At 41.4% G+C, this 23,423-nt stretch carries 19 protein-coding genes; 10 read left to right on the top strand and 9 right to left on the bottom strand.

Going from position 1 to position 23,423, the window contains the following annotated elements; all coding sequences use genetic code 11:
- Window positions 1-629 (bottom strand): alpha/beta fold hydrolase (locus JWQ85_RS06710; RefSeq protein ID WP_299465844.1); only part of this gene is annotated, 629 nt, incomplete at its 3' end.
- Between the two features lie 300 nt (window positions 630-929).
- Here JWQ85_RS06710 and JWQ85_RS06705 point away from each other — a divergent pair.
- Window positions 930-2,786 carry a DEAD/DEAH box helicase gene (locus JWQ85_RS06705; protein ID WP_299465841.1) on the top strand — a complete coding sequence of 619 codons (1,857 nt, stop codon included), beginning with the start codon at window positions 930-932 and terminating at the stop codon, window positions 2,784-2,786.
- Window positions 2,787-2,890: 104 nt separating this feature from the next.
- Here JWQ85_RS06705 and JWQ85_RS06700 read toward each other — a convergent pair whose 3' ends face one another.
- The 5 genes from JWQ85_RS06700 to JWQ85_RS06680 form a co-directional block, all read right to left on the bottom strand.
- Window positions 2,891-3,211: a hypothetical protein gene (locus JWQ85_RS06700; RefSeq protein ID WP_299465838.1), complete on the bottom strand. Its 321-nt coding sequence runs from the start codon at window positions 3,209-3,211 to the stop codon at window positions 2,891-2,893.
- Window positions 3,212-3,268: 57 nt separating this feature from the next.
- Window positions 3,269-3,616, bottom strand: a complete 348-nt coding sequence (locus tag JWQ85_RS06695) for a hypothetical protein (RefSeq protein ID WP_299465834.1) — start codon at window positions 3,614-3,616, stop codon at window positions 3,269-3,271.
- A gap of 28 nt (window positions 3,617-3,644) precedes the next feature.
- Window positions 3,645-4,652: an NAD(P)H-dependent glycerol-3-phosphate dehydrogenase gene (locus JWQ85_RS06690; RefSeq protein WP_299465831.1), complete on the bottom strand. Its 1,008-nt coding sequence runs from the start codon at window positions 4,650-4,652 to the stop codon at window positions 3,645-3,647.
- Between the two features lie 472 nt (window positions 4,653-5,124).
- Entirely contained in the window at window positions 5,125-6,462 is a 1,338-nt protein-coding gene (locus tag JWQ85_RS06685; RefSeq protein WP_299465828.1) for an efflux RND transporter periplasmic adaptor subunit, read from the bottom strand.
- Between the two features lie 26 nt (window positions 6,463-6,488).
- On the bottom strand, window positions 6,489-7,931 hold the full coding sequence (locus JWQ85_RS06680; RefSeq protein WP_299465825.1) for a TolC family protein: 1,443 nt from the start codon (window positions 7,929-7,931) through the stop codon (window positions 6,489-6,491).
- Window positions 7,932-8,018: 87 nt separating this feature from the next.
- On the opposite strand from JWQ85_RS06680, the gene JWQ85_RS06675 reads away from it, so the two are divergent.
- The 6 genes from JWQ85_RS06675 to JWQ85_RS06650 all read left to right on the top strand — a co-directional run bounded on the left by JWQ85_RS06675 (window position 8,019) and on the right by JWQ85_RS06650 (window position 14,388).
- On the top strand, window positions 8,019-8,639 hold the full coding sequence (locus tag JWQ85_RS06675; protein ID WP_299465822.1) for a polysaccharide deacetylase family protein: 621 nt from the start codon (window positions 8,019-8,021) through the stop codon (window positions 8,637-8,639).
- A gap of 204 nt (window positions 8,640-8,843) precedes the next feature.
- The gene (locus JWQ85_RS06670) at window positions 8,844-9,959 is read left to right on the top strand and encodes a sorbosone dehydrogenase family protein (protein WP_299465820.1); all 1,116 of its coding nucleotides are present in this window, start codon (window positions 8,844-8,846) and stop codon (window positions 9,957-9,959) included.
- Between the two features lie 216 nt (window positions 9,960-10,175).
- Window positions 10,176-12,443: an aconitate hydratase gene (locus JWQ85_RS06665; RefSeq protein WP_299465817.1), complete on the top strand. Its 2,268-nt coding sequence runs from the start codon at window positions 10,176-10,178 to the stop codon at window positions 12,441-12,443.
- A gap of 181 nt (window positions 12,444-12,624) precedes the next feature.
- Window positions 12,625-12,948, top strand: a complete 324-nt coding sequence (locus tag JWQ85_RS06660; protein WP_299465814.1) for a hypothetical protein — start codon at window positions 12,625-12,627, stop codon at window positions 12,946-12,948.
- 168 nt (window positions 12,949-13,116) lie between these two features.
- A complete protein-coding gene (locus JWQ85_RS06655; protein WP_299465812.1) occupies window positions 13,117-13,911 on the top strand; it encodes a hypothetical protein in 795 nt (264 codons plus the stop codon).
- 72 nt (window positions 13,912-13,983) lie between these two features.
- The gene (locus JWQ85_RS06650; protein ID WP_299465809.1) at window positions 13,984-14,388 is read left to right on the top strand and encodes a hypothetical protein; all 405 of its coding nucleotides are present in this window, start codon (window positions 13,984-13,986) and stop codon (window positions 14,386-14,388) included.
- 202 nt (window positions 14,389-14,590) lie between these two features.
- On the opposite strand, the gene JWQ85_RS06645 is transcribed toward JWQ85_RS06650, so the two are convergent.
- From JWQ85_RS06645 to uvrA, 3 genes are all read right to left on the bottom strand, one after another.
- Window positions 14,591-15,796 (bottom strand): MFS transporter, encoded by a 1,206-nt coding sequence (locus tag JWQ85_RS06645; RefSeq protein ID WP_299465806.1) that lies wholly within the window; start codon window positions 15,794-15,796, stop codon window positions 14,591-14,593.
- A 71-nt stretch (window positions 15,797-15,867) separates the two neighbouring features.
- Window positions 15,868-16,143, bottom strand: a complete 276-nt coding sequence (locus JWQ85_RS06640; protein WP_299465804.1) for a helix-turn-helix domain-containing protein — start codon at window positions 16,141-16,143, stop codon at window positions 15,868-15,870.
- Window positions 16,144-16,351: 208 nt separating this feature from the next.
- Complete coding sequence (gene uvrA, locus JWQ85_RS06635) at window positions 16,352-19,252, bottom strand: excinuclease ABC subunit UvrA (protein WP_299465802.1); 2,901 nt, start codon at window positions 19,250-19,252, stop codon at window positions 16,352-16,354.
- Window positions 19,253-19,658: 406 nt separating this feature from the next.
- On the opposite strand from uvrA, the gene JWQ85_RS06630 reads away from it, so the two are divergent.
- The 3 genes from JWQ85_RS06630 (at window position 19,659) to recA (ending at window position 23,217) form a co-directional block, all read left to right on the top strand.
- Window positions 19,659-20,243 (top strand): sigma-70 family RNA polymerase sigma factor, encoded by a 585-nt coding sequence (locus JWQ85_RS06630; protein WP_299465799.1) that lies wholly within the window; start codon window positions 19,659-19,661, stop codon window positions 20,241-20,243.
- A gap of 1,025 nt (window positions 20,244-21,268) precedes the next feature.
- Window positions 21,269-22,030 carry an endonuclease III gene (nth, locus tag JWQ85_RS06625; protein WP_299465796.1) on the top strand — a complete coding sequence of 254 codons (762 nt, stop codon included), beginning with the start codon at window positions 21,269-21,271 and terminating at the stop codon, window positions 22,028-22,030.
- A gap of 179 nt (window positions 22,031-22,209) precedes the next feature.
- Window positions 22,210-23,217 carry a recombinase RecA gene (gene recA / locus JWQ85_RS06620; protein ID WP_299465793.1) on the top strand — a complete coding sequence of 336 codons (1,008 nt, stop codon included), beginning with the start codon at window positions 22,210-22,212 and terminating at the stop codon, window positions 23,215-23,217.
- Window positions 23,218-23,423: the final 206 nt, after the last annotated feature.

Raw genomic sequence — 23,423 nt, 5'->3', positions numbered from 1 at the left:
GGCTCGTACGATAGCAAATGCATCAACTTCAACTGATTCTTCATCTCGGGCGTTGGGTTTTTCATCCGCTTTAAAGAGTCGGCCCCTTTAATATTAATGTCCATCATCATTTTATAAACAAACGGATCAACCGCTGTGCTATCCGGCCATAAATTGGCGCCTGTTACGGCCAGCTTTTTCACCTTGTCGGGATGGTTCATGGCCAGTAATAGTCCTTCTATTCCGCCATCGCTCCAACCTATTACATTGGCGTTCTTTATTTTCAGGTGATCAAGCAGCGCATTGAGGTCGTCACTGATCATCTCATAACTCAGCGAGTCGGTATGGTCTATGGTTTTACCTTGCGCCCTGCTATCGGCCAGTATTACCTGGTAATTTTTAGCAAAATAAGGTATCTGGTATACAAAGTTTTTGATGGAGCCCGTGTTACCATGTATAATTAACAAAGGCTCACCCTTGCCATAAACTTCGTAATACATTTTAATACCGCGCAGCTCAGCATACTTACCTACGGCTTTATTGCGGCCATATAGGGTGGTATCCATGTCTTTTTCAAAAGCTTGGGCAAAGCATACCGAAGCTGTTAACAATAGAATAAATGATGTGATAAGGGGCTTAAGAAATTTCATTTTTTATATAGTTACTGATAGTTAAAGATATAAATAATAGCTAATTTGTAGTGGAGGCTACAAAAGCAATTGCCATTATCTAAACCATTTTTAAAAGTGATAAAAACCGCCAATTGTATAACACACACTAAGGCTAAAACCATTACCATAAAAAACCTATTGATTTTTAGCAAGTTACGGCAATCCGCATCTTTAAAATTGCCATTATTACAAATTAAAAAAACAGTATTTGAAATGTGAACTATTAGTTGTACTTTTGCACCCGATTTGGCGATGTAGCCAAATACGTTATTTTAATTCATGAACCCATTTATTAATCTGGGAATCCGTCATGATATTGTTAATGCCATCTCTGAGTTAGGATTTGAAAATCCAACACCAATCCAGGAACAGTCAATTCCGGTATTGTTAACAGGCAGCAACGATTTTGTCGGATTAGCCCAAACAGGGACCGGTAAAACAGCTGCTTTTGGACTGCCGCTATTAGAACTGCTCGATTTCGAAGAAAATCATCCGCAGGCGCTTGTTTTATGCCCAACACGTGAACTTTGTTTACAGATCACGAACGACATTAAGAACTACGCCAAGCACATGAACAACGTTAATGTTGTTGCCGTTTACGGTGGTGCAAGCATTCAGGATCAATTACGCCAAATTAAACGTGGTGTACAGATCGTTGTTGCTACACCGGGCCGTATGCTTGACATTATTAACCGTAAGGCGATCAATTTTTCGCAGGTTAAGTTTGTAGTATTGGATGAGGCTGATGAGATGCTCAACATGGGCTTCCAGGAAGACATTGACAGTATCTTATCTACTACACCCGACGAGAAAAAAACATGGCTATTTTCGGCCACTATGCCTTCTGAAGTTAGAAGGATCGCTAAGAAATACATGACCGATCCTTTCGAGCTTACTATGGGCGAGAAAAATACAGGTAATGTTAATATTGACCACGAGTACTACGTTGTACGTGCCCGTGATAAATATGCAGCCTTTAAACGCATTGTTGATAACAACCCCGAAATTTTTGGTATCGTATTTTGCCGTACCAAAATTGAAACTCAGGAAATTGCTGAATCACTTATTAAAGACGGTTATAATGCCGATGCTTTACACGGTGACCTTTCACAGCAACAACGCGATAAGGTAATGAAACGCTACCGCGAACGCAGCCTGCAATTATTAATTGCTACAGATGTTGCCGCACGTGGTATTGATGTTAATGATGTTACACACGTTATTAACTACTCGTTACCTGATGAGATAGAAAACTACACCCACCGTAGCGGCCGTACAGCCCGTGCAGGTAAAACAGGTGTATCTATCGCTATCATCAACAGCAAAGAACTTGGTAAAATTCGCCAGATAGAACGCACCATAGGTAAAAAGTTTGTAAAAGCCGAAATACCTACAGGTTTTGATGTTTGCGAAAAACAATTGTTCGCCCTTGTACATAAAGTACATAACGTAACAGTTAACGAAGCGCAAATTGAGCAATACATCCCTCGTATTATGGATGAGTTTAAAGATCTTGAGAAAGAAGAGGTTATTAAACGTTTTGCATCATTAGAGTTTAACCGCTTTTTAGATTATTACAGTAATGCTCCTGACCTTAACGCTCCTGCAGATGATTTCCGCAGAGATGGCGAAAGAGGCGAACGCGGTATGCGCGATGCAGGTGGCAAATCAGAATATACTCGTTTGTTTATCAACTTAGGTAGTGTTGATGAGTTTAACCGCGGCGATTTGCTGGGTTACATTTGCAACAACTCTAAAATAAGCGGACGCACTGTTGGTAAAATTGATGTTAAAGGTGTTTACTCTTTCTTTGAAGTAAGCAACGGCGATGTTGACCAGGTAGTGAACAATTTTAAAGGCGTTGAATTTAAGGGTCGCGAAGTTAGGATAGAAATATCTGGCGAAGGTACCAGCAGCAGCCGTAGTGGCGGTGGCGAAAGACGCGAAGGTGGTTACCAAAGACGCGAAGGCGGCGGCGGTTTCAACCGTGACAGGAATAGTGGTGGTGGCGGACGCCGCGAAGGTGGTTTTAACAGAGACAGGAATAGCGGCGGCGGCAATAGCGGCGGCGGTGGTTTCCGTGATTTCTCTGGCAAACCCCGCGAAGAGCGCCCGGAACGCCGCAGAAGATTCTAATTAGTTAGTTTCATAAGAGCTTCCGAGTAGTTAACGGAAGCATAGTTTTAGTTTAGTTTTGTTTACAAAGCCTCTCGTTTGTTTATCATCCGGGAGGTTTTTGTTTAACGGCTAAATTCAACCACAATCGAATCTGGGTACAGCAAATTCATCTGGTGCTCATCCAGCTTTTGTATCACAAACTTGGTATAGGGCTGGTTACCTTCAAACGAGGTAAAAATGGTGTCGCCTTTTGTAAAATAATCTTCGGCGTTTTGCTCGTCGCCATCCATAATAAACTTCTTATCGGTTATCTTAAGGGTTACATTCGCGTCTTTTGATTTCCAGCTACCCCGAATTTTGGTGTTCGATTCTTTTTTATTGCAGGCAACAAGCAGCATAAATGCCCCGGATAATGCCACAAATATTAAGGTATATCTTTTCATTTTCATTGCAGATAAGATAATAAAAAAGCACCTGTTTTGCAGGTGCTTTTTTATTTTTTATTGTTTAACAGGTTTATCAACCAGTTGGGCTTTTGGCACATAAATGTGGCGGCCTTTTTTGTTTACGTAATAGTAATAAGAGTTTTTATCTATGTAAATGGTTTGGCCTTGCGGGCCTACTTTGGTATCATACTTTTTATCAGACACAGCCGATGCACCTTTTGAGGCCACCTCTGCTGTTTTATTACCTACTGTACTGGCCGCTTTTTTGGTTGCATGCCAACCCTTTTTGGCCGTAGTGCCCACCTTTTGGCCAACTGTAGTGTCTTTATGCGTTTGGCCATAGCTTACTGACGCTGCGAATAACGATGCAGCAAACATTGCCGATTTAAATAGCTTTTTCATCTGGATGTTTTGTTTAGTTATATATTAACTAACTCAATTTCTCTGCCAGTTTCTGCATTTCAATAGCCGGGGAGCTTTTTTTGTATAAAATAGCATAAACAGCCTCGCAAATGGGCATATCAACCTTGTATTGCCTGTTTACCTGGTGTAGGCAATTTACTGCATAATACCCCTCGGCTATCATGTTCATTTCCAGCTGTGCCGATTTTACGGTGTAGCCCTTCCCTATCATATTACCAAAAGTACGGTTACGGCTAAACTGCGAATAGGCAGTAACCAGCAGATCGCCCAAATAAGCCGATTCCTTTATATCGCGATCAATAGGGTGCACTTCGTCAACAAAACGTTCCAACTCTCGTATAGCGTTTGATATGAGTACCGCTTGAAAGTTATCGCCATAACCCACACCGTGGCAAATACCGCTGGCAATTGCGTAAACATTCTTCAATACCGCACCATATTCGGTACCATATATATCATCAGATACTATAGTTTTAATATAGCGTGTGCTTAGCATCCCGGCAAATTCTGCCGCGAGTTCGGCATCCTGCGATGCTATAGTCAGGTAAGATAGTTTCTCTAACGCCACCTCTTCTGCATGGCAGGGGCCGCTAATTACCAGGAAATGATCAAAGGGTATTTCGTAGTTCTCGTTCAAAAACTCGCCAATGATCTTATTCTCATCGGGTACTATGCCTTTTATGGCCGATACTATTTTCTTGCCTTTTAAATCAGCTGGAGTTATACCTTCCAGGGCTTGTTTTAAAAACGCGGCAGGTACGTTTAACAGTATAAAATCGGCACCCTGTATAAGCGATTTAAGATCGGTAGATATGTTTTGTGCCGATACTTTTATTCCAACCGAGCTCAGATAATTGGGGTTGTGCCCAAATTTGCGAATGTGCTCTACAGCTTCACCGTTGCGCATCCACCAAAAGATCTCTTTTTCGACGGTGTTATCGGTAAGCATTTTAATATTAGCGGTGGCCCAGCTTCCGCCGCCCACAACAGCAATTTTGTTTTTTTGCTTAAGCATTAAGTAGTAAATGTCCCAGCCGGTAATTGGTTTTCCCGGTGGTACAAATTAATGAAATATTATTCAGACGGAGAAAGGACGGAAGGAGTAAAGTAAAGGACAAGGAATCACTCTGTATAAAGGAAAAAGCCTGTAGAAGACTTGCCATTTTGCCAAAGTGTTCACGTTCACGGCTATGAACGCCCCATGAACGCCCTCAAAAAGCTCATAATCAATCAGTTTAAATTAGCCCACTGACAAAATACTGCCACCATCTTTAAATGGATAAATATTATTGCAAATACTTTTTTTGTAGACAGGCGCATGTGAAAACGGAAAGATGGGAAAAATACAAATACCATTCTGAGCCTGTTGAAGACTTAATCGCTTTGCCAATGGTTCGACAAGCTCACCATGACAAATGTTTAAAACAAAAAAGGACAAAGGCTTTTAATCCTTTGTCCTTTATCAATAAGTCTTTTATCTAAAATATCTATTTCTTGGCATCGCCGCTAAATAGCTTCGATTTATCTACTTTTTCAACTATCATACCATCTTTTAATGTTTTTGATATAGCCGCGAATGGTGCAGATACAACCTCTTCGCCACCTTTTAGGCCCGATAGTATCTGGATATAAGTATCATCCTGTATACCGGTTTTAACTTCAACCTGTTTTACTTTATTCCCTTGCAAAACAAATACATACTCTTTTGACGGTGCGGTTGTTGTAGTTTTCTTGTCGTCTTTTTGTGTGTCGCCTGTTGCTGGAGCAGGTTTTTTCTCGTCGCGGGTGGTAACTGATTGAATAGGGACCGACAATGCCTTTACGTGGTTGGTTTGTATATCAACCGTAGCGGTTAATCCCGGGCGGAAAGGTGAATGGTTCTCTGCATTCTTTTTAAGCAGATCAATGTATGATTGTGCCGTAATGCGAACTTTCACCGTAAAATTTGTAACCTGATCGGCATTGGTACCTACTACGTTGGCAGAGCTACCTATTTCAATAACCTCACCTGTAAATTTCTTACCCAAAAAGGCATCTATCTCAATTTGCGACTGGTTGCCTATAGCGATTCGGTTAATGTCGTTCTCGTTCACATCAACATTCACATCCATTTTAGTAAGGTCAGATATGGTCATGATCTCGGTACCGGCAAACTGCTGGGTACCTAATACACGCTCGCCTTGCTCAATAGATAGTTTTGAAACCACACCATCAACCGGTGCGTAAATAGTTGTTTTAGCCAGGTTATCCTGTGCTTCTTTAACAGATGCCTGTGATTGTGCCAACCCATAGGTAGAACCTATTACATTTTGCTTTGAAGCTTCTAAGGTTGCTCTTGCTCCTTCGTAATTAGCTTTTGCCTGTTCAAACTCGGCAACTGTAAGTACTTTTTTATCAAAAAGCTCCTTGCTGCGTTTGTATATCGATTCCTGGTTCACAAAAGTAGCCTGCGATTGTTTTAGCATTTGTGATGAATTACCCACACTTGCTTTTTGTGTATTGTATGAAGCTACAGCACGGTCATACCCAGATTTCAAAATATCCGGGCGGATACGGCATAATAGCTGGCCTTTTTTAACCACGTCGCCTTCTTTAATTGGCAGCTCAACCACCTCGCCAGATACTTCCGGGCTTATTTTAACCTCTACATGTGGTTTTATTTTACCGCTGGCCGATACGGTTTCGTTGATGTCGCGGCTCTCGGCTTTTTCAACAGCAACCTGCGTTAACTGCGGCTTGCCTATTATACCGGTTGCCTTGCCTATAATTAATAGGACTATAAGTGCGCCAAGGCCTATCAGAATATATTTAGTAGTTTTTCCCATGATGATTTTCAGGATTGTTTTTGTGTTTAAAGTGTTATAGGGTTTCCGAGATAATAGTCAATTACTTTGCTTCTGAACACAACTTCGTATTGTGCCTGTATCAAGTCAAATTGCGACCTGTTTAAGTTAGTTAAGGATGTGTTGTAATCAAGCGAGTTCACCAAACCTACATTATACCTTTGTTGTATAATGTTAAAGGCTTCTTTGTTAGCATTGTAGGTTTGCAGGGTCGACTGGTATTTTTTGTCGGCCGCCTTTACATCCCACACCGCCTGGTATATAATTTTGCTTAAGTTGTTCTTAGCCAGTTGCGCGGTAACAATAGCATTCTCATTAGTGATTTTTGCTTTACGTACCAAAGTGCGCGAGTTAAAGCGGTTAAAAATAGGGATCTGCAAGCTTATCCCTACCGATTGGTTAAAGTTATCGCTCAATTGCCTGCCCAGTGGGTAATGGAGTATAGGGGTAGTAAAGTTTGGCACTACAACAGCATTGCCACCATTTTGCACAAAACCTATTGTATCTACTTTACCGGTTGCGAATGGCGTACCCGGTAAGCGGCGTGCATCTGAGTAGTTTGTTCCAACCTGCCCAAACAATACTACACTTGGGAAATAGTTACCCCTTGCAACCTTAATATCCTGCTCGGCAGCTTTCTGCCTTATTTCTGCAAGTTTTACGTCCGGGTTAACGGCTAAAGCGGTTTGCAAAACAGTTTCGGGATCATAAAGGATATTTACATTTTTAAACTTGCTGATATCCGGTTTCTCAAAAGTAATATTGGTTGCCGATGGCATCTCCATATATTGTTTTAAGGTTAGTATCGATAATTCTAACTGATTTTCGGCATTGGTATAATTCAGATCAGAAGTTGATTGTGATGCCTTTGCCTGCGATAGATCGGCCTGTGTTTGGTTACCTACATCAAAACTTTTTTGAGCCCTGTCTAATGTTATTTTTGCAATATCAATTTGCTGTTGTGCCGCTGTAACCAAATCCTGATTTGTTAATATTTGCAGGTATTGGGTAACTACATTTAATATAAGGTCGTTTTTAATTTTAGCCGTATAGCTACGGTCGGCACCAAGCAATAATTTGTTCTCTATGATCTGATTGCGTAATTGCCCGCCCTGAAAAAGTGTTACCTGCGAACTAAGCGTACCATTTAATGCAAAAATACGCTGATTAGTAAACTGATTGGTAGAAGGGTCAATATTACGGCCAAAGTTAAATGAAGCTTGTGGGCCCGCAGTTAAATTTGGCAACATGTTATACTTAGATTGCTTAAGGTTCTCTTCTGATAAGGCCTCGCTAAATTGCGCCTGTTTTATAGTTAAGTTACGCTCAAGAGCAAGGTCTATGGCTTTTTGCAGAGTAATAACTTCTTGTGCTTTTACAGTTAAGTTAGCCGTTGAAAGTAATATGAAGCAAGCAATAGTTACTTTTGTGATCGGTAAGTTTAGTTTCATAATTAAATGTATACAATTGTAAGTAACTGGTAATTACTTTGCAAGCTCTATTTTGTGTTAATGTTAAAACCTTTATAAGTTTATCAAATGTATCTGGTAAAAACCCCCTGGTTGTTAAAAAAACTGTATCCTCAATTAATTTGGGATACCAAACCGGGTGCCCGTTGCATTTATTTGACTTTTGACGACGGCCCTATACCCATTGTTACACCGTTTGTGTTAAATATTTTAAAACAGCACAATGCAAAGGCCACCTTTTTTTGCATTGGTGATAACGTACGCAAGCACCCCGATGTATTTGAACAAGTAAAAAAAGACGGCCACGCTATTGGCAACCATACTTTTAATCACCTTAAAGGCTGGGCCACTAATAGCCAAACCTACCTGGAAAACTTTTTACAGGCTGATAAAATATTGGATACCCCGTTGTTTCGCCCGCCGTATGGGCGCATTAAAAGGGAACAGATAAAACTACTAAAAAATGCGCGGCCCGACCTTAAAATAATTATGTGGGATGTACTAAGCGGAGATTTTGACATGAGCCTTAAGCCCGAAGAGGCCCTTAATAATGTATTAAAGAATGCACGCGATGGTTCTATAGTATTATTTCATGATAGTGTAAAAGCGTTTCACAAAATGGAGTATGCGCTGCCGCTGGTGCTGGAGCACTTTAGCAAGCAGGGGTATACTTTTGAATGTTTAACTTAAACAACATGCTTTAAATCATTGCCGTCCCATTTATGGGGCGGATAACAAATGTGCTTCATCTGGCTTTAGCCAAACTCTCTTTTGGGCTAAAGCCATTATCTTACTCCATATTAACCGTTGACTGAAGTCAACGGCAATGAATCGGAAACAACAATTCCCTCAAATCCCTGTTACCTAATTATCAGCACATTAAATAATAAGGATATGAAAACATGGATGACATTGGCAGCTATAGCGGGTCTTTTATTATTTAGTACCTGTAAAAAAAGTTCGTCTTCAAACAACCCAAACAATCCCAATAACCCCGGTGATACTGCCGACCTTACTGATAAAGTATTAACTGATAAGCTCACCTATCCATGGGAAATATTGTGGGGGCCAAACAATCAGTTATGGATAACCGAACGCGGCGGTAAAATAAGCAGCATTGATCCGTCTACCGGGGCCATCACCCCAATAAAAACTATAAACGAGGTTGTTTCGCGTGGCGAAGGTGGCTTGCTGGGCATGGTTTTACACCCCGACTTTGCTACCACCCCCGAAGTTTTTGTGGCTTATAATTATGAAAAGAGCGGCACCTACACTAAAAAAATAGTGAAATTTACCTACAGCGGTGGTACTTTGATCAACCCTGTAATTTTGCTTGATAACATCCCGGCAGCAAGTATCCATAACGGCACACGTTTAGCTATCTCGCCTGATAAAAAGCTTTTTATCACCAGTGGCGATGCTTCAGAATCTTCCAGGGCGCAGGACAAAACAAACCCCGCAGGTAAAATTCAGCGTATAAACCTGGATGGCAGTATCCCCGGCGATAACCCTATAGCAGGTAGCCCGGTTTGGAGTTTTGGCCACCGCAACCCGCAGGGCCTTGTATTTGTTGGCGATCGCCTTTACAGCTCAGAACATGGAAGCTCTACCGATGACGAGATCAACATTATTCAAAAAGGCCGCAACTTTGGCTGGCCTAATGTAGAAGGATTTTGCAATGAATCGGACGAGAAAACCTTTTGCTCCGCAAACAATGTAGTTGAACCCATACAAGCCTGGACACCTACTATTGCGCCATCCGGTCTCGATTATTATAACAAGGATGCTATCCCTCAATGGAAAGGCTCATTGCTATTAGCCGTGCTTAAAGATTCTGAATTGTTGCAAATAAAACTGAACAGCGCAGGCACCGGTGTACAAGCTGTAAATACCTTTTATAAAAGCAAATACGGCCGTATGCGCGATGTGGCTATATCACCCGATGGTAAGGTTTATATTGTTACCAGCAATGGAAGTAGCGACAAGGTGATTGAAGTAAGTGGAAAGTAGGGCCAGTTGGCAGTTGGCAGTTGGCAGTTGGCAGTTGGCAAGGTCGGCATGCAAACTGCAAACTCAGGACTGCAAACTTAGAATATGTTATTTAGAATATATCCAAATAGCAATTGTACAAAGCACTGACTGTGAATAAAGTTTATATTTTGTAAATTCGCCGCATAGCCTAAAACAGGCTTATACATCTTTTTACTACACTAAAAATCAAACATTATGGCTTTTGATTTAGATATGATCAAAAAGGTTTACGATCGTTACAGCACCCGTGTGGATGCTGCCCGTAAAGCGACCGGTAAACATCTTACATTAACTGAGAAAATATTATACGCCCACCTATCCGAAGGTGATGCTAAAAGAGCTTTTGAACGCGGTACCGACTACGTTGATTTTGCACCAGACCGCGTGGCCATGCAAGATGCTACCGCGCAAATGGCATTATTGCAGTTTATGCAGGCGGGCCGCCCGCAGGTTGCAGTACCATCAACCGTACATTGCGATCACTTAATACAGGCTAAAGTTGGCGCCGTTGCCGATTTAAATACAGCGGTTGATATTAACCGCGAAGTTTACGATTTCCTTTCATCTGTATCTGATAAATACGGTATCGGTTTCTGGAAAGCCGGTGCTGGTATCATTCACCAGGTTGTTTTAGAGAACTACGCGTTCCCGGGTGGTATGATGATAGGTACCGACTCTCACACACCTAATGCAGGTGGTTTGGGTATGGTTGCCATTGGTGTTGGCGGTGCCGATGCCTGCGATGTTATGGCGGGTTTGCCATGGGAGCTAAAATTCCCTAAACTAATTGGTGTTAAATTAACCGGAAAACTTTCTGGTTGGACATCAGCTAAAGACGTTATTTTGAAAGTAGCAGGTATCCTAACTGTAAAAGGTGGTACCGGTGCTATTGTTGAATATTTTGGCGAAGGTGCACGTTCACTTTCTGCAACCGGTAAAGGTACTATATGTAATATGGGTGCCGAAATTGGCGCAACCACTTCTATTTTTGGTTACGACGAAAAAATCGCCGCTTACCTTAATGGTACCAAACGTGCCGAGGTTGCTGAACTGGCTAACGCTGTTGCGCAACATTTAACCGGCGATGACGAGGTTTACGCAAACCCTGAGCAATATTTTGATCAGGTTATCGAGATCAACTTATCTGAACTTGAACCACACGTTAACGGTCCGTTCACTCCTGACTTGGCATGGCCTATCTCTAAATTCGCGCAAGCGGTTAAAGAAAACAACTGGCCTGCAATTTTAGAGGTTGGTTTAATTGGTTCTTGTACCAACTCATCATACGAAGATATTACCCGTTCTGCTTCTATAGCACAACAGGCTATCGATAAAAATTTAGTTACCAGGGCAGAGTTCACCATTACACCGGGTTCGGAGTTGGTGCGTTACACTGTTGAGCGCGATGGTTACTTAGGTACCTTCGAGAGGATGGGCGGCGTGGTTTTGGCTAACGCTTGCGGCCCATGTATTGGTCAGTGGGCACGTCATACCGATGACCCTACTCGCAAAAACTCTATCATCACATCGTTTAACCGTAACTTTGCAAAACGCCAGGATGGTAACCCTAATACACACGCATTTGTGGCCTCTCCGGAGATTGTTACAGCGTTTGCTATTGCCGGCGACCTTACCTTTAATCCGCTTACCGATAGCTTAATAAACAAAAACGGCGAGCTGGTTAAATTTGACGAGCCACAAGGTATTGAGATGCCGATAAAAGGTTATGCTGTTGAAGATGCCGGTTACCAGGCACCTGCCGAAGATGGCAGCGGCGTTGAGGTAATAGTTGATCCAAGATCATCACGTTTACAATTGCTTGAACCATTCACTGCATGGGAAGGTACTGATATTACAGGCTTAAAATTGTTGATTAAAGCCCGTGGTAAATGTACTACCGACCATATTTCTATGGCAGGCCCATGGTTGAAGTTCCGTGGCCACCTGGACAACATATCAAACAATATGCTGATAGGTGCTATCAACTACTTTAACAACACTGCAGATAGCGTTAAAAACGAACTGACAGGCGAATACGGACCTGTACCAGCCACTCAGCGCGATTACAAAGCGCATGGCATTGGTTCTATTGTTGTTGGTGACGAAAACTACGGTGAAGGTTCATCACGTGAGCACGCGGCTATGGAGCCCCGCCACTTAGGTGTACGTGCCATATTGGTAAAATCATTTGCCCGTATCCACGAAACCAACCTGAAGAAACAAGGTATGCTGGGTATCACCTTTGCAGATACAAACGATTACGAGAAAATACAAGAGGATGATATTATTGACATTACCGGTTTAACAACCTTTGCCCCCGGCAAACAGTTAACCGTAGTGTTACATCATATAGATGGTACAACAGAGTCGTTCCCGGTAAACCATACCTATAATGCACAGCAGATAGAGTGGTTTAAAGCAGGCGGCGCATTGAACATCATCCGCAGGCAAATGATCTCTTAATATTAGATCTTAGAATTTAATATTAAAAAGCCTTCCCGAATGGGGAGGCTTTTTTTGTATGGATAAATTATTTATGCACCCTAATTATTAACTACTGTTTAAAATTAATCTATCAATTACTTTATAATTAATAATAAACATCGTAGTTTTAAGTAATTATTTACATTTAAACCTTATCACAATGAACAAGAAACTATTCTTATTAGCGGCTCTATTGGTGTGTGTATTACCATTATCATCTTTTAAAACCGTGGCTAAGACCACCAATGCAAAGGTTAAATCTCATTTTACCATTGTTGAATTTGGTGATTTTATAAAGGACGGCGTGGCATATGGCGTTTATGGAGATCCAACAACTCACGTCATTACATCGGTTACAGAACTTTATACCGGCACCCCGGTTAATTCGTTTTCGGGCACATATGATGGTCACTTTTTGCAAATAACTGGCTACAATGCCAGCAATCAATATTTTTCTTATTCCGGCACCCTGGTGTGGGCATAAATAAAAAGAGCGATCACTTTAGACCTTAAATTATGATCCTATATTAAGCCTCCCCAATTGGGAAGGCTTTTTTGTTTTCCTATTCTCAACCACGTCATTGCTGTAAGGATAAATGTTCCATCCCACATGTATTTCTTTTCTTATCTTTAGTTGACTTATCCCTTATCGATGACACCTATCGAACAAACACTTTGGCAAAAAATTCAGGATTTTGAATTTGATGAACCCGGGGCCGATTTTAAATTCTCAACAAGGCTGGCACGCGAGAACGGCTGGACCAAAGCTTATTCTAATCGTGTTATTGGAGAGTATAAGAAGTTCATTTTTCTATGTTGTATTTCGGAGCACGGCGTTACCCCATCAGATCCGGTTGACCAAGCATGGCACCTCCATTTAACTTTCACCCGCTCCTATTGGACAGCGCTTTGTAAAAACACGCTTAACCGCGAGATCCATCACAACCCAACCAAAGGTGGTAAACAGGAAGCAACTAAGTTTGATGGATTTTACACTTCATCGCATAAACTTTATACAGAAAAATTTGGCGAACAGCCACCCGCAGATATCTGGCAAAACAACCATACCCGTTTTAGTGACATCAACTTTCAGCGGGTAAATTTGGGCAGGTACTGGCTCATTAAAAAGCCCCGGCTCTCTGTATACAGCGTTACATTGTTTATGCTATTAATTGCATGCACTACTTTTATACAGGCATCAGAAAGTGTGATGGCCCCATTGTTGATGCTTGGCATTGTTGCAGTTGTGATTATTGGCGTATATAGATGGGAATCAAACCCCAACAAGGGAAAGGGTAATAATGACGGCAATAGCGGCTGCAGTACTGCCGGAAGTGGCTGCAATGGGGCCGATTTTACTTCACATCATGGCGGTCATGAGAGCGGAGGCGATAGTGGCTGCTCGGGTTGTTCTGGTTGCAGCGGCTGCGGTGGTGGGGGCGATTAAAAATGATCTATTATAAAACAGCCTTATATCGAAACCGAATATTTAATTTAGGCGTTTATTGCCATTTAAAAAATGAAAAAACTTATTATCACACTATCTATCTGCTTTATCAGTCAAATCATATTAGCTCAAAATAACAAAACGCCCCCTGCCATTACAGCCGCTTTTTCTGATTCTTTAAAGCATCAGATAGCCCGGATTATCCCTACTGATGTTAATGCTATTAAATTGTTATACACTAGTAGTATATCTGCTGAAGGCAAATTAATAACGCCTCTTATCCAAAAACAAATAGGCGGTGGTAGTATTAACAATAATGATTTCTTGATAAAACTCAGGCAATTACTTATGGATGCCCCGGCTTGGAAACCGGCTTTTGATAATACAGCAAATAAAGCGATTGATGATTCGGTGGTGTTTGCTATTATTATCAATAAAGGCGAGATAGTAATTGAGAAACGAGATAACATCAAATAAATCAAGGAATTTTAATTAAAAAGGCGAACGGGCAATTCGTCGCCTTTCAACATATCTCCCACATCAATATGTTCCACTTTGTTCCGCTTGTTCCATTTTCAAAAATGGAACAGAACAAGATGACAGGATAAACAAACGCACGTTTTGCAAGTATCTATAAAAATAAAAGGCGATGATAACTCATCGCCTTTTATTTTCCCTGTTATTCGCAAACCAATTCTGTGGATTCCGGTTCAGGTTCAAGTTCAGCTATCTCTTCAATTACAGGTTGCTTCTTAGTACCGGCAATAAAGCTGAGGCCCAGTGCTAATAAAAGCAGCGGCACAGTTACCCAAATAACTTCATGAATGCCAAACCGCACAATAATAAAACCACCTAACAAGGTACCTAAAGTAATACCGGCGTTAAAAAAGGATGGCAGCAGGCTATTCACAAAATCGAGCGAGGGGCCGTGTATACCATTAATAACAAAAAGGTTGGCTACCAAAAATCCACCGGTATGTATTAATCCCCATACCGAAAGGATGAATACCATGGAGCCAAATCCCCCGCCAAATTGATAAGCCAGGATATGCATTACCACCAGCAATAATAAAAACACACGGCTGGTAACTTGAATATTTTTGCTCAGCAAAATACCTGTAAGCCAGTTACCCAGTATACCTGCGCCGCCAAATACCAGCAGCATAACACTGATCTGCGTGCCGCTCATATGCGACACTTTAGCTAAATATTCGGCCAGGTACCCGTAGGTGGCAAACATACCCGCAAGTATCACAACGCATATTAAAAACTTTACCCATAATTGGGTGCTGTTTAATATTTTCAACTGGCTTTTAGTGTCCGCGGCCTGTTCATCAACCGGCATCGACGGCGAATAAATAGCCAGCGCACCAAACGCTATCAGGTTAATGACAGCCGAAAGCACAAATGATGCCTGCCAGCTAAACAAGTTGGCAATATAAGTAGTAAGCGGCACTCCTATTACAGTAGCCACACTTAGGCCTGCCATTACAATGGCTATAGCTTTAGGCGCATCTTTCGGTCCGGCTTGTTTAGACGCTGCCGTCATAGACACAGCCCAAAACACGGGGTGTAAAAAAGCGGGCAAGATACGGGCCGCCATCAATACGGTAAAATTAGGCGCGATTGCCGAAATAAGGTTGGAAACTACAAATATGGCCAGTACCAAACACATAGCTGTTTTACGGTTAACCTTTGCCATAAGCATATTGGTGAAAGGGCCGGCCACGGCTACGGTTAAAGCAAACATACTAAGTAACAAACCTGCGGTATCAATTGAAATATTAAACTCTTTTACCAGCTGGGGTAATATGCCAATAACCCCAAACTCTGTGGTAATGATACCAAAGGCGCCCAAAGCCATTATGTAGATAGATTTTTTCATAGGTTGATTTATATATTTGAATGTTTCTATGTATTAGTTGATAGTATTTGTGTTGATATTTAAAATAGATGTTAATCTTTTAGTTCGTTAAGGCTGGCTATGTAGTCGTTAAGCACCTGCTGATTAAGCACATACTTAAGGTTCCGACCTTCTTTTTTGGGTAATAGCAGATCGGCATCTACCAGTTGTTTTATGTGATGCGAAACAGAAGGCTGGGTCATATCCAGCAGATCATTGATCTCCGCGCAATACAGGCAATCCTTTTTCTTCTTAAATTCCTGTAAAATGGCAATGCGGCTTGCATCGCTCAATGCCCGGGAAATTTTTTCTATCTTTTTATTGTCCATTATCTTAGCTGACGGTAAGCCGTGGCTCACAATCATTATCAGATACAAATGTATAAAAAGCATTAATACATAGAAACATTTCTATGTATTAATAGATAAATATGACATTCTCCCCACGGAATCCGCAGTATCTCATAAAAAAAACGATGAGTTTACAACCTCATCGCTTATCAAGTCCTCTCTTTTGAAGAGGATTTAGGTGAGGCTTTTAAAACCTCTCCTTCAAAAACTTCCCTGTATAACTATCTTCAACCTTTATCAGGTCCTCGGGCAGGCCTTCAAAAACCACGTTACCGCCACGGTCGCCACCTTCGGGGCCAATGTCAATAACCCAGTCGGCACATTTAATAACGTCCATATTGTGTTCTATTACAATAATAGTGTTACCATGCTCCAACAGCGCGTCGAATGATTTCAGCAGCTTCTTTATATCCGCAAAATGCAATCCTGTTGTTGGCTCATCAAATATGAAAAGCGTTTTATGGGTATTGTTACCCTTCACCAGGAAAGATGCCAGCTTAATACGCTGCGCTTCACCACCCGATAAGGTGTTTGATGATTGCCCCAGTTGCACGTAGCCCAAACCAACATCAACCAGAGGTTTTATTTTGGCAATGATCTTTGGTTCTTTGGCAAAGAATTCTAAAGCTTCGTCAATGGTAAGCTCCAGCACTTCAGATACGTTCTTCTCATTATAAGTAACATCTAATATGTGTTGTTTAAAGCGTTTACCGCCACAAGCCTCGCAGGTTAAAAAGATATCTGCCATAAACTGCATTTCTATCTTCACTTCACCCTCGCCCTGGCAAACATCGCAGCGGCCACCTTCAACATTAAAGGAGAATGCCGATGGTTTTAAGCCCGCAGCTTTTGATACAGGCAAGGCAGCATACAGGTTACGGATCTCGTCCCAGGCCTTAACATAGGTAACTGGGTTAGACCTTGATGAACGCCCTATTGGGTTTTGGTCAACCAGTTCTACCTGTTCTATTTTAGCGTAATCGCCTTCAATACTATCAAATGCGCCACTTTGGTCGCCACTGTAATTACCCAATGTTTTTTGCAGGGCAGGTGCCAAAATGCGTTTTACCAAACTTGTTTTACCCGAGCCTGATACACCCGTTACCACAGTAAGAACACCAAGCGGAAACTTTGCGTTGGCATGTTTCAGGTTATTTTCTCGGGCCCCTTTTATCTCAATAAAATCGCTCCATTTACGGCGGCTTTTCGGAATAGCAATTTCTTCGCGGCCGCTTAGATATTTGCCAGTTAAGCTGTTATCGTCTGTTATAATTTGCTCGTAAGTACCGGTGAATATTAAGTTACCGCCATGTGTACCCGCTTCGGGTCCAATATCAATAATATGGTCGGCAGCTTTCATTATTTCTTCTTCGTGCTCAACTACTAAAACAGTATTACCCACATCACGAAGAGATTTCAACACGGTTACCAAACGCTGGGTATCGCGCGGGTGCAAACCAATACTTGGCTCATCCAGCACATATATCGAACCCACCAGGCTGCTCCCTAAAGAGGTAGCCAGGTTAATCCGTTGCGATTCACCACCAGATAGGGTATTCGACAAACGGTTAAGCGTTAAATATGCTAAACCCACGTCGTTTAAAAAGCTTAAACGATTGGTTATCTCTAATAACAGGCGCTTGCCTATTTTAATATCGGTCTCGTTTAATTTTAGGTTGCCGAAAAACTCCAGCGCGCCATCTAAAGGCATCAATACTACATCGGTGATTGATTTGCCGGCTATTTTCACATATGATGCATCTTTACGCAAGCGGCTCCCTTTACATTCAGGGCAGGTAGTTTTACCACGGTAGCGGGATAACAGCACACGGTATTGGATCTTATAGGTCTGCTCCTCCATTTCTTTGAAGAAAGCATCCAGTCCACGGAAATATTGATTACCGGTCCAAAGTAATCTTTGTTGCTCTTCGGTTAGTTGGTTGTATTGGCGGTGTATCGGAAAATCAAACTTCAGAGAGTTCTTCACCAGCACATCGTTCCATTCGCGCATTTTTTCGCCACGCCATGGGGCAATGGCGCCTTCATAAATGGTTTTGCTTTTATCTGGAATAACAAGGTCTTCGTCTATGCCAATTACCTTACCGTAACCTTCGCAGCGTTTACAGGCCCCATAAGGGTTATTAAAACTGAAAAAATTAGCAGTCGGTTCTTCAAAGCGGATGTTATCCAGTTCAAAGCGATCGCAAAAGAAACGTTCTGTTTCCTGCTCCTCTTCGGGTTGGCGGTAACGCACGTAGCAATCGCCTTTACCTTCAAAAAACGCGGTTTGTATACTATCAGCTAAACGACTAATGGTTTCTTCTTCCTCGTTTTTGTTAATACGGTCTATAACAATACGCACAACAGAAACAGCAGGCAATGAAGATTCAACTGTCGCGGTTTCGCCTTTTTTTACTTTTGTCGTTTTAGCTCTTGCAGGGGCAGCTTCTTCATCAACAAGCATTGATGAACCATCTATATTTTCATCTTCCAATAACGATTCAATGCGCGATACCTGCCCGTCAAACTCCACCCTTACAAACCCTTTTTGCATTAAAACAGCCAGTTCCTCTTTAATGCTGCGGTTATTGTGCGGATGCAGCGGGCATAATATAGTTACCTGTGTTTCATCAGGCAGGGAGGTAATAAAATTAATAACATCGGTAACAGAATCTTTTTTTACTATACCACCAGATACAGGCGAAATGGTTTTGCCTATCCGCGAGAAAAGCAATTTCAGATAATCGTAGATCTCGGTAGATGTACCTACGGTTGACCGCGGGTTGCTGGTAATTACTTTCTGCTCAATGGCTATGGCCGGGGCTATCCCTTTAATATAGTCGACATCTGGTTTGTTCATACGGCCCAAAAACTGGCGCGCATACGATGATAAGCTCTCCACATAACGGCGCTGCCCCTCGGCATACAAAGTGTCAAAAGCCAGGGATGATTTACCCGAGCCCGACATACCTGTTATAACAACCAGTTTATTTTTAGGGATGGCAACATCTATATTTTTAAGATTATGTACCCTTGCCCCTTTTATTATAATATGTTTTTTCGGATCTTTTTCTGCTTCTTTGATCATGTTGATAGTTCGTGGTCCATTGTTTACAGATCCTGTAATTATTTGTTCGTTGATTTAATTAAACCATTCAGGAAACCAGCGGTCTAACTAAATAATTTACAACAAACTGCGATTTGTTAACTATGAACTTTTGGATTGCAAAAATCCTAAAATATTTAGCTTTATCCAAATGAGTTTGAGTAATTATGAAGGTTAATTGGTTATTAATAAAAGAGTTTGCATTATGCTGACATATGGGCATTATGACATCGACGTAACATACCCTATTAAAAAATATTTGTTTTTATTTTTTAAGATTATTATATTTGAGGGTAATATTTCCTTAACCCTATAAAGAATACGCTATAGATAGAACTCTACTCTTAATAACGACCAAAAAATTAATTTAGTTTATTAGTAGCTTTCTATGGATTTTCAATTGAAAAGTGATCAGGATCTAATCCATCTGTACATTGCCGGAGACGAGGCAGGCCTTGTGGAACTCATTAGGCGATACCAATCAAAAATTTACACTTCTATTTATTTGCTGGTAAAGGACGAAGCCCTTGCCGAAGATATTTTTCAGGATACATTTATTAAAGTTATTAACACGCTAAAGGCAGGTAAATACAACGAAGAAGGTAAGTTTTTGCCATGGGTAACCCGTATTGGCCATAACCTGGTAATTGACCATTTCCGCCGTGAAAAACGCGCGCCTATGGTGAGCAATGGCGACGACTTCGATATTTTTGAAGTACTGGGTAATTATGATGAAAGTGCCGAAGACCGCCTTGTGCGCGAGCAAACCCACAAAGATCTTAAAAGCTTAATACAACTTTTACCATCCGAACAAAAAGAGGTATTAATTATGCGCCACTTTGGCGATATGAGCTTTAAAGAAATAGCCGATGTTACAGATGTAAGAATTAACACTGCCCTTGGCATTATGCGTTACGCACTTAATAACCTGCGTAAAATGATGCAGAGCAAAGAAATGAGCTTGAAAAATTAATTATTCCCTACCTGGCTATCTGTCAATTGAAGCCGGCGATAAAAATAAAAAAGCTGCCCCATTCAGGGCAGCTTTTTTATTTGCCATAACTCTTCGTTTTACAATTTCTAACTTAACACTCTATCCATTGCCCAAGCCCTAATATGGTGTTAAATATATTTTTCAATTGGGCCTTTATCACACAATAAGCCACAACGTATTATCGTTTAAATGCGAACTCCCTATTAATTTCCATTGAATGAGTTAATATTATTAATTTTAACCGTTGGCGTTAAGGCAAAATTAACTCTCAAAAAAAATTTCATTTAATTTTCATCTTTATAAAATAATCCTAAAAAATTCTCGTTACTTTTATAATTAAACAAACAACAGCTTATGGGTGAAACCTTTACTTCAATTTTAAATTCGGTCACTAATAAAGCTCGGGTGAAGCAATCAGAGGTACATGAAAATCTGGAGGCGGATGATGTGATGTTTTATCATTCTATCCGCGCAGATTTGGATCTTCTAAAAAAGAAACCAAAACTGCAGACGATCCATTATATCCTCGATTACTCAAAAAGCCTTCGCTAATTAGTACTACGGCAAAGTACTGGTTCATAAATCATACTGCAAAAGATAGCAATATCCGGCAACTTGATTTATGAACCTTTCTATTTTTAAGTGGTTCTTTGAGGGAATAGCTTGATAATGGCGTTGCCTGCGGCCCGGGCTTTTTGCTCATACTGCACAGGCATTAGGCGCGGGCCGGTATCCGCTTCAATCCCTAACGCGGGCTGACTCCACTCCGACAACACTTCGCTGGTCGCCCCTCTCTGCTTCGCAAAGAGAGTGAAAAATTATTAAACCCTCTTTCCGCGTAGCGAAGAGAGGGTGGTCGAGCAAAGCAAAGACTGGGTGAGTAAATCGCCACCGTGCAAATACCATTTGCCTATCTCCTAATAAATAAAGAATATTGCACTTGTTGGCACTAAGCTTTAAGCAAGTACCAATAACCATTGAACTAATGAACCAATAAACTAACAATGCTTAAAGCCGAACGTTACCGCCATTTTGTTGACTATTTCTCAAAGAACCAACCCGAAGCGGTTACCGAACTACATTACAACAGCCCATATCAATTACTGGTTGCCGTAATACTATCGGCACAGTGTACCGATAAGCGTATTAACCAGGTTACACCTGCCCTTTTTGAACGTTTCCCCGATGCAGCATCTTTAGCCGCTTCTAATCCCGAAGAAATATTTACCTACATCCGCAGTGTTAGTTATCCAAATAATAAGGCTAAGCACTTGGCTGGCATGGGTAAAATGCTTACGGAAGTATTTAATGGTGAGGTACCATCTGACCTTAACGACTTACAAAAGCTGCCCGGGGTTGGCCGCAAAACCGCTAACGTAATTGCCTCGGTAGTATTTGACGCGCCTGCAATTGCTGTAGATACCCATGTTTTTCGTGTGGCTAACCGTATAGGCTTAACAAATCGTGCTACAACCCCACTGGCGGTTGAAAAGCAGTTAATGGAACACCTGCCAAAAGAAACCTTAGGTATTGCCCACCACTGGCTGATATTGCACGGCCGATACATCTGTGTAGCCCGCAGCCCTAAATGCGAAATTTGCCCGCTTACCTGGTTCTGCAAATACTACGAACAGCAAAACACCGAAACCGCACTGCTAAAAGCCGAGGCTGCCAAAATTCGCAAAGCAAAGGATGCCAAAAAGAAAAAAACTTTAAACATAATTAGTAAGGAACTGGCCAGGCGCAGTGTTAATAAAGATATTTGATTGATAGTTTTTGGTTAGGTAAGTTTACATCAGGCATAAAACCAATTGCCATCCTGAAGAACGAAGGATCTCTCCAAACAGATGCTTCAAAACATTCAACAGGACAAATAAAAAATAATTACTAAAAATATTAGTATTTAAATAAATAATATTTTATATTTGTTTCACATTAATTTACAATGAGCAATACAGATAAATTGAAGGCATTACAGCTTACTTTAGATAAGCTGGAAAAATCATACGGAAAAGGCACCATCATGAAATTGGGTGACTCCGTTATTGAACCTACCGAAGTAATATCAACCGGTTCGCTGGGGCTTGATATCGCCTTGGGTGTGGGCGGTTTGCCTAAGGGCAGGGTTATAGAAATATATGGCCCGGAATCGTCAGGTAAAACTACTTTAGCCATACATGCTATAGCCGAATCGCAAAAGAAAGGCGGCATTGCAGCATTTATTGATGCAGAGCACGCGTTCGATCGTTTTTATGCTAAAAAACTGGGCGTTGATGTAGAGAACCTTTTGATATCACAACCAGACAATGGTGAGCAGGCTTTAGAGATTGCTGATAACCTGATCCGCTCTGGCGCTATAGATATATTGGTAATTGACTCTGTTGCGGCATTAGTGCCAAAGGCAGAGATAGAAGGCGAAATGGGCGACTCTAAAATGGGTTTACACGCCCGTTTAATGTCGCAAGCCTTACGTAAGCTTACCGGTACCATCAGCAAGACCGGATGCTGCTGTATATTTATCAATCAGCTGCGCGATAAAATTGGCGTTATGTTTGGTAACCCCGAAACTACTACCGGTGGTAACGCGTTAAAGTTCTACGCTTCGGTACGTTTGGATGTACGCCGTATATCACAAATTAAAGATACCGACGAAGTATCTGGTAACCGTGTTAAAGTTAAGATAGTTAAGAATAAAGTTGCCCCTCCTTTCCGTATAGCCGAGTTCGATATTATGTTTGGTGAAGGCATCTCTAAGGCAGGCGAAATAATTGACCTGGGTGTTGAATATAACATCATCAAAAAAGCAGGTTCATGGTTCAGTTATGGCGAAACCCGCCTAGGCCAGGGCCGTGATGCGGTTAAACAATTAATACTGGATAACCCTGAATTATCTGAAGAACTGGAAGCCAAAATTAAGGCAACCGTTACCGGTGATAGTTTAGCAGAAGTTTAATTATCGGGGTTTCCACCCGAATAGCATTTAAAGCCTCCTATTTAGGGGGCTTTTTAGTTGGAGATATTTTAAAACCTTCGTTACTTACCGCCCGTTTTCCAGTACATGTATGCAATACAGCCAACAACGGTAATCGCCAACACAATAAGGCCGGTTATACCTTTGCGTTTATCCTGGCGCATTAACCATACTAAAAAAGCCACAAG

This window comes from Mucilaginibacter sp., from assembly GCF_028288105.1.
In the GTDB taxonomy this organism is placed as follows: domain Bacteria; phylum Bacteroidota; class Bacteroidia; order Sphingobacteriales; family Sphingobacteriaceae; genus Mucilaginibacter.
This window is presented reverse-complemented; position numbering and strand designations above follow the sequence as displayed.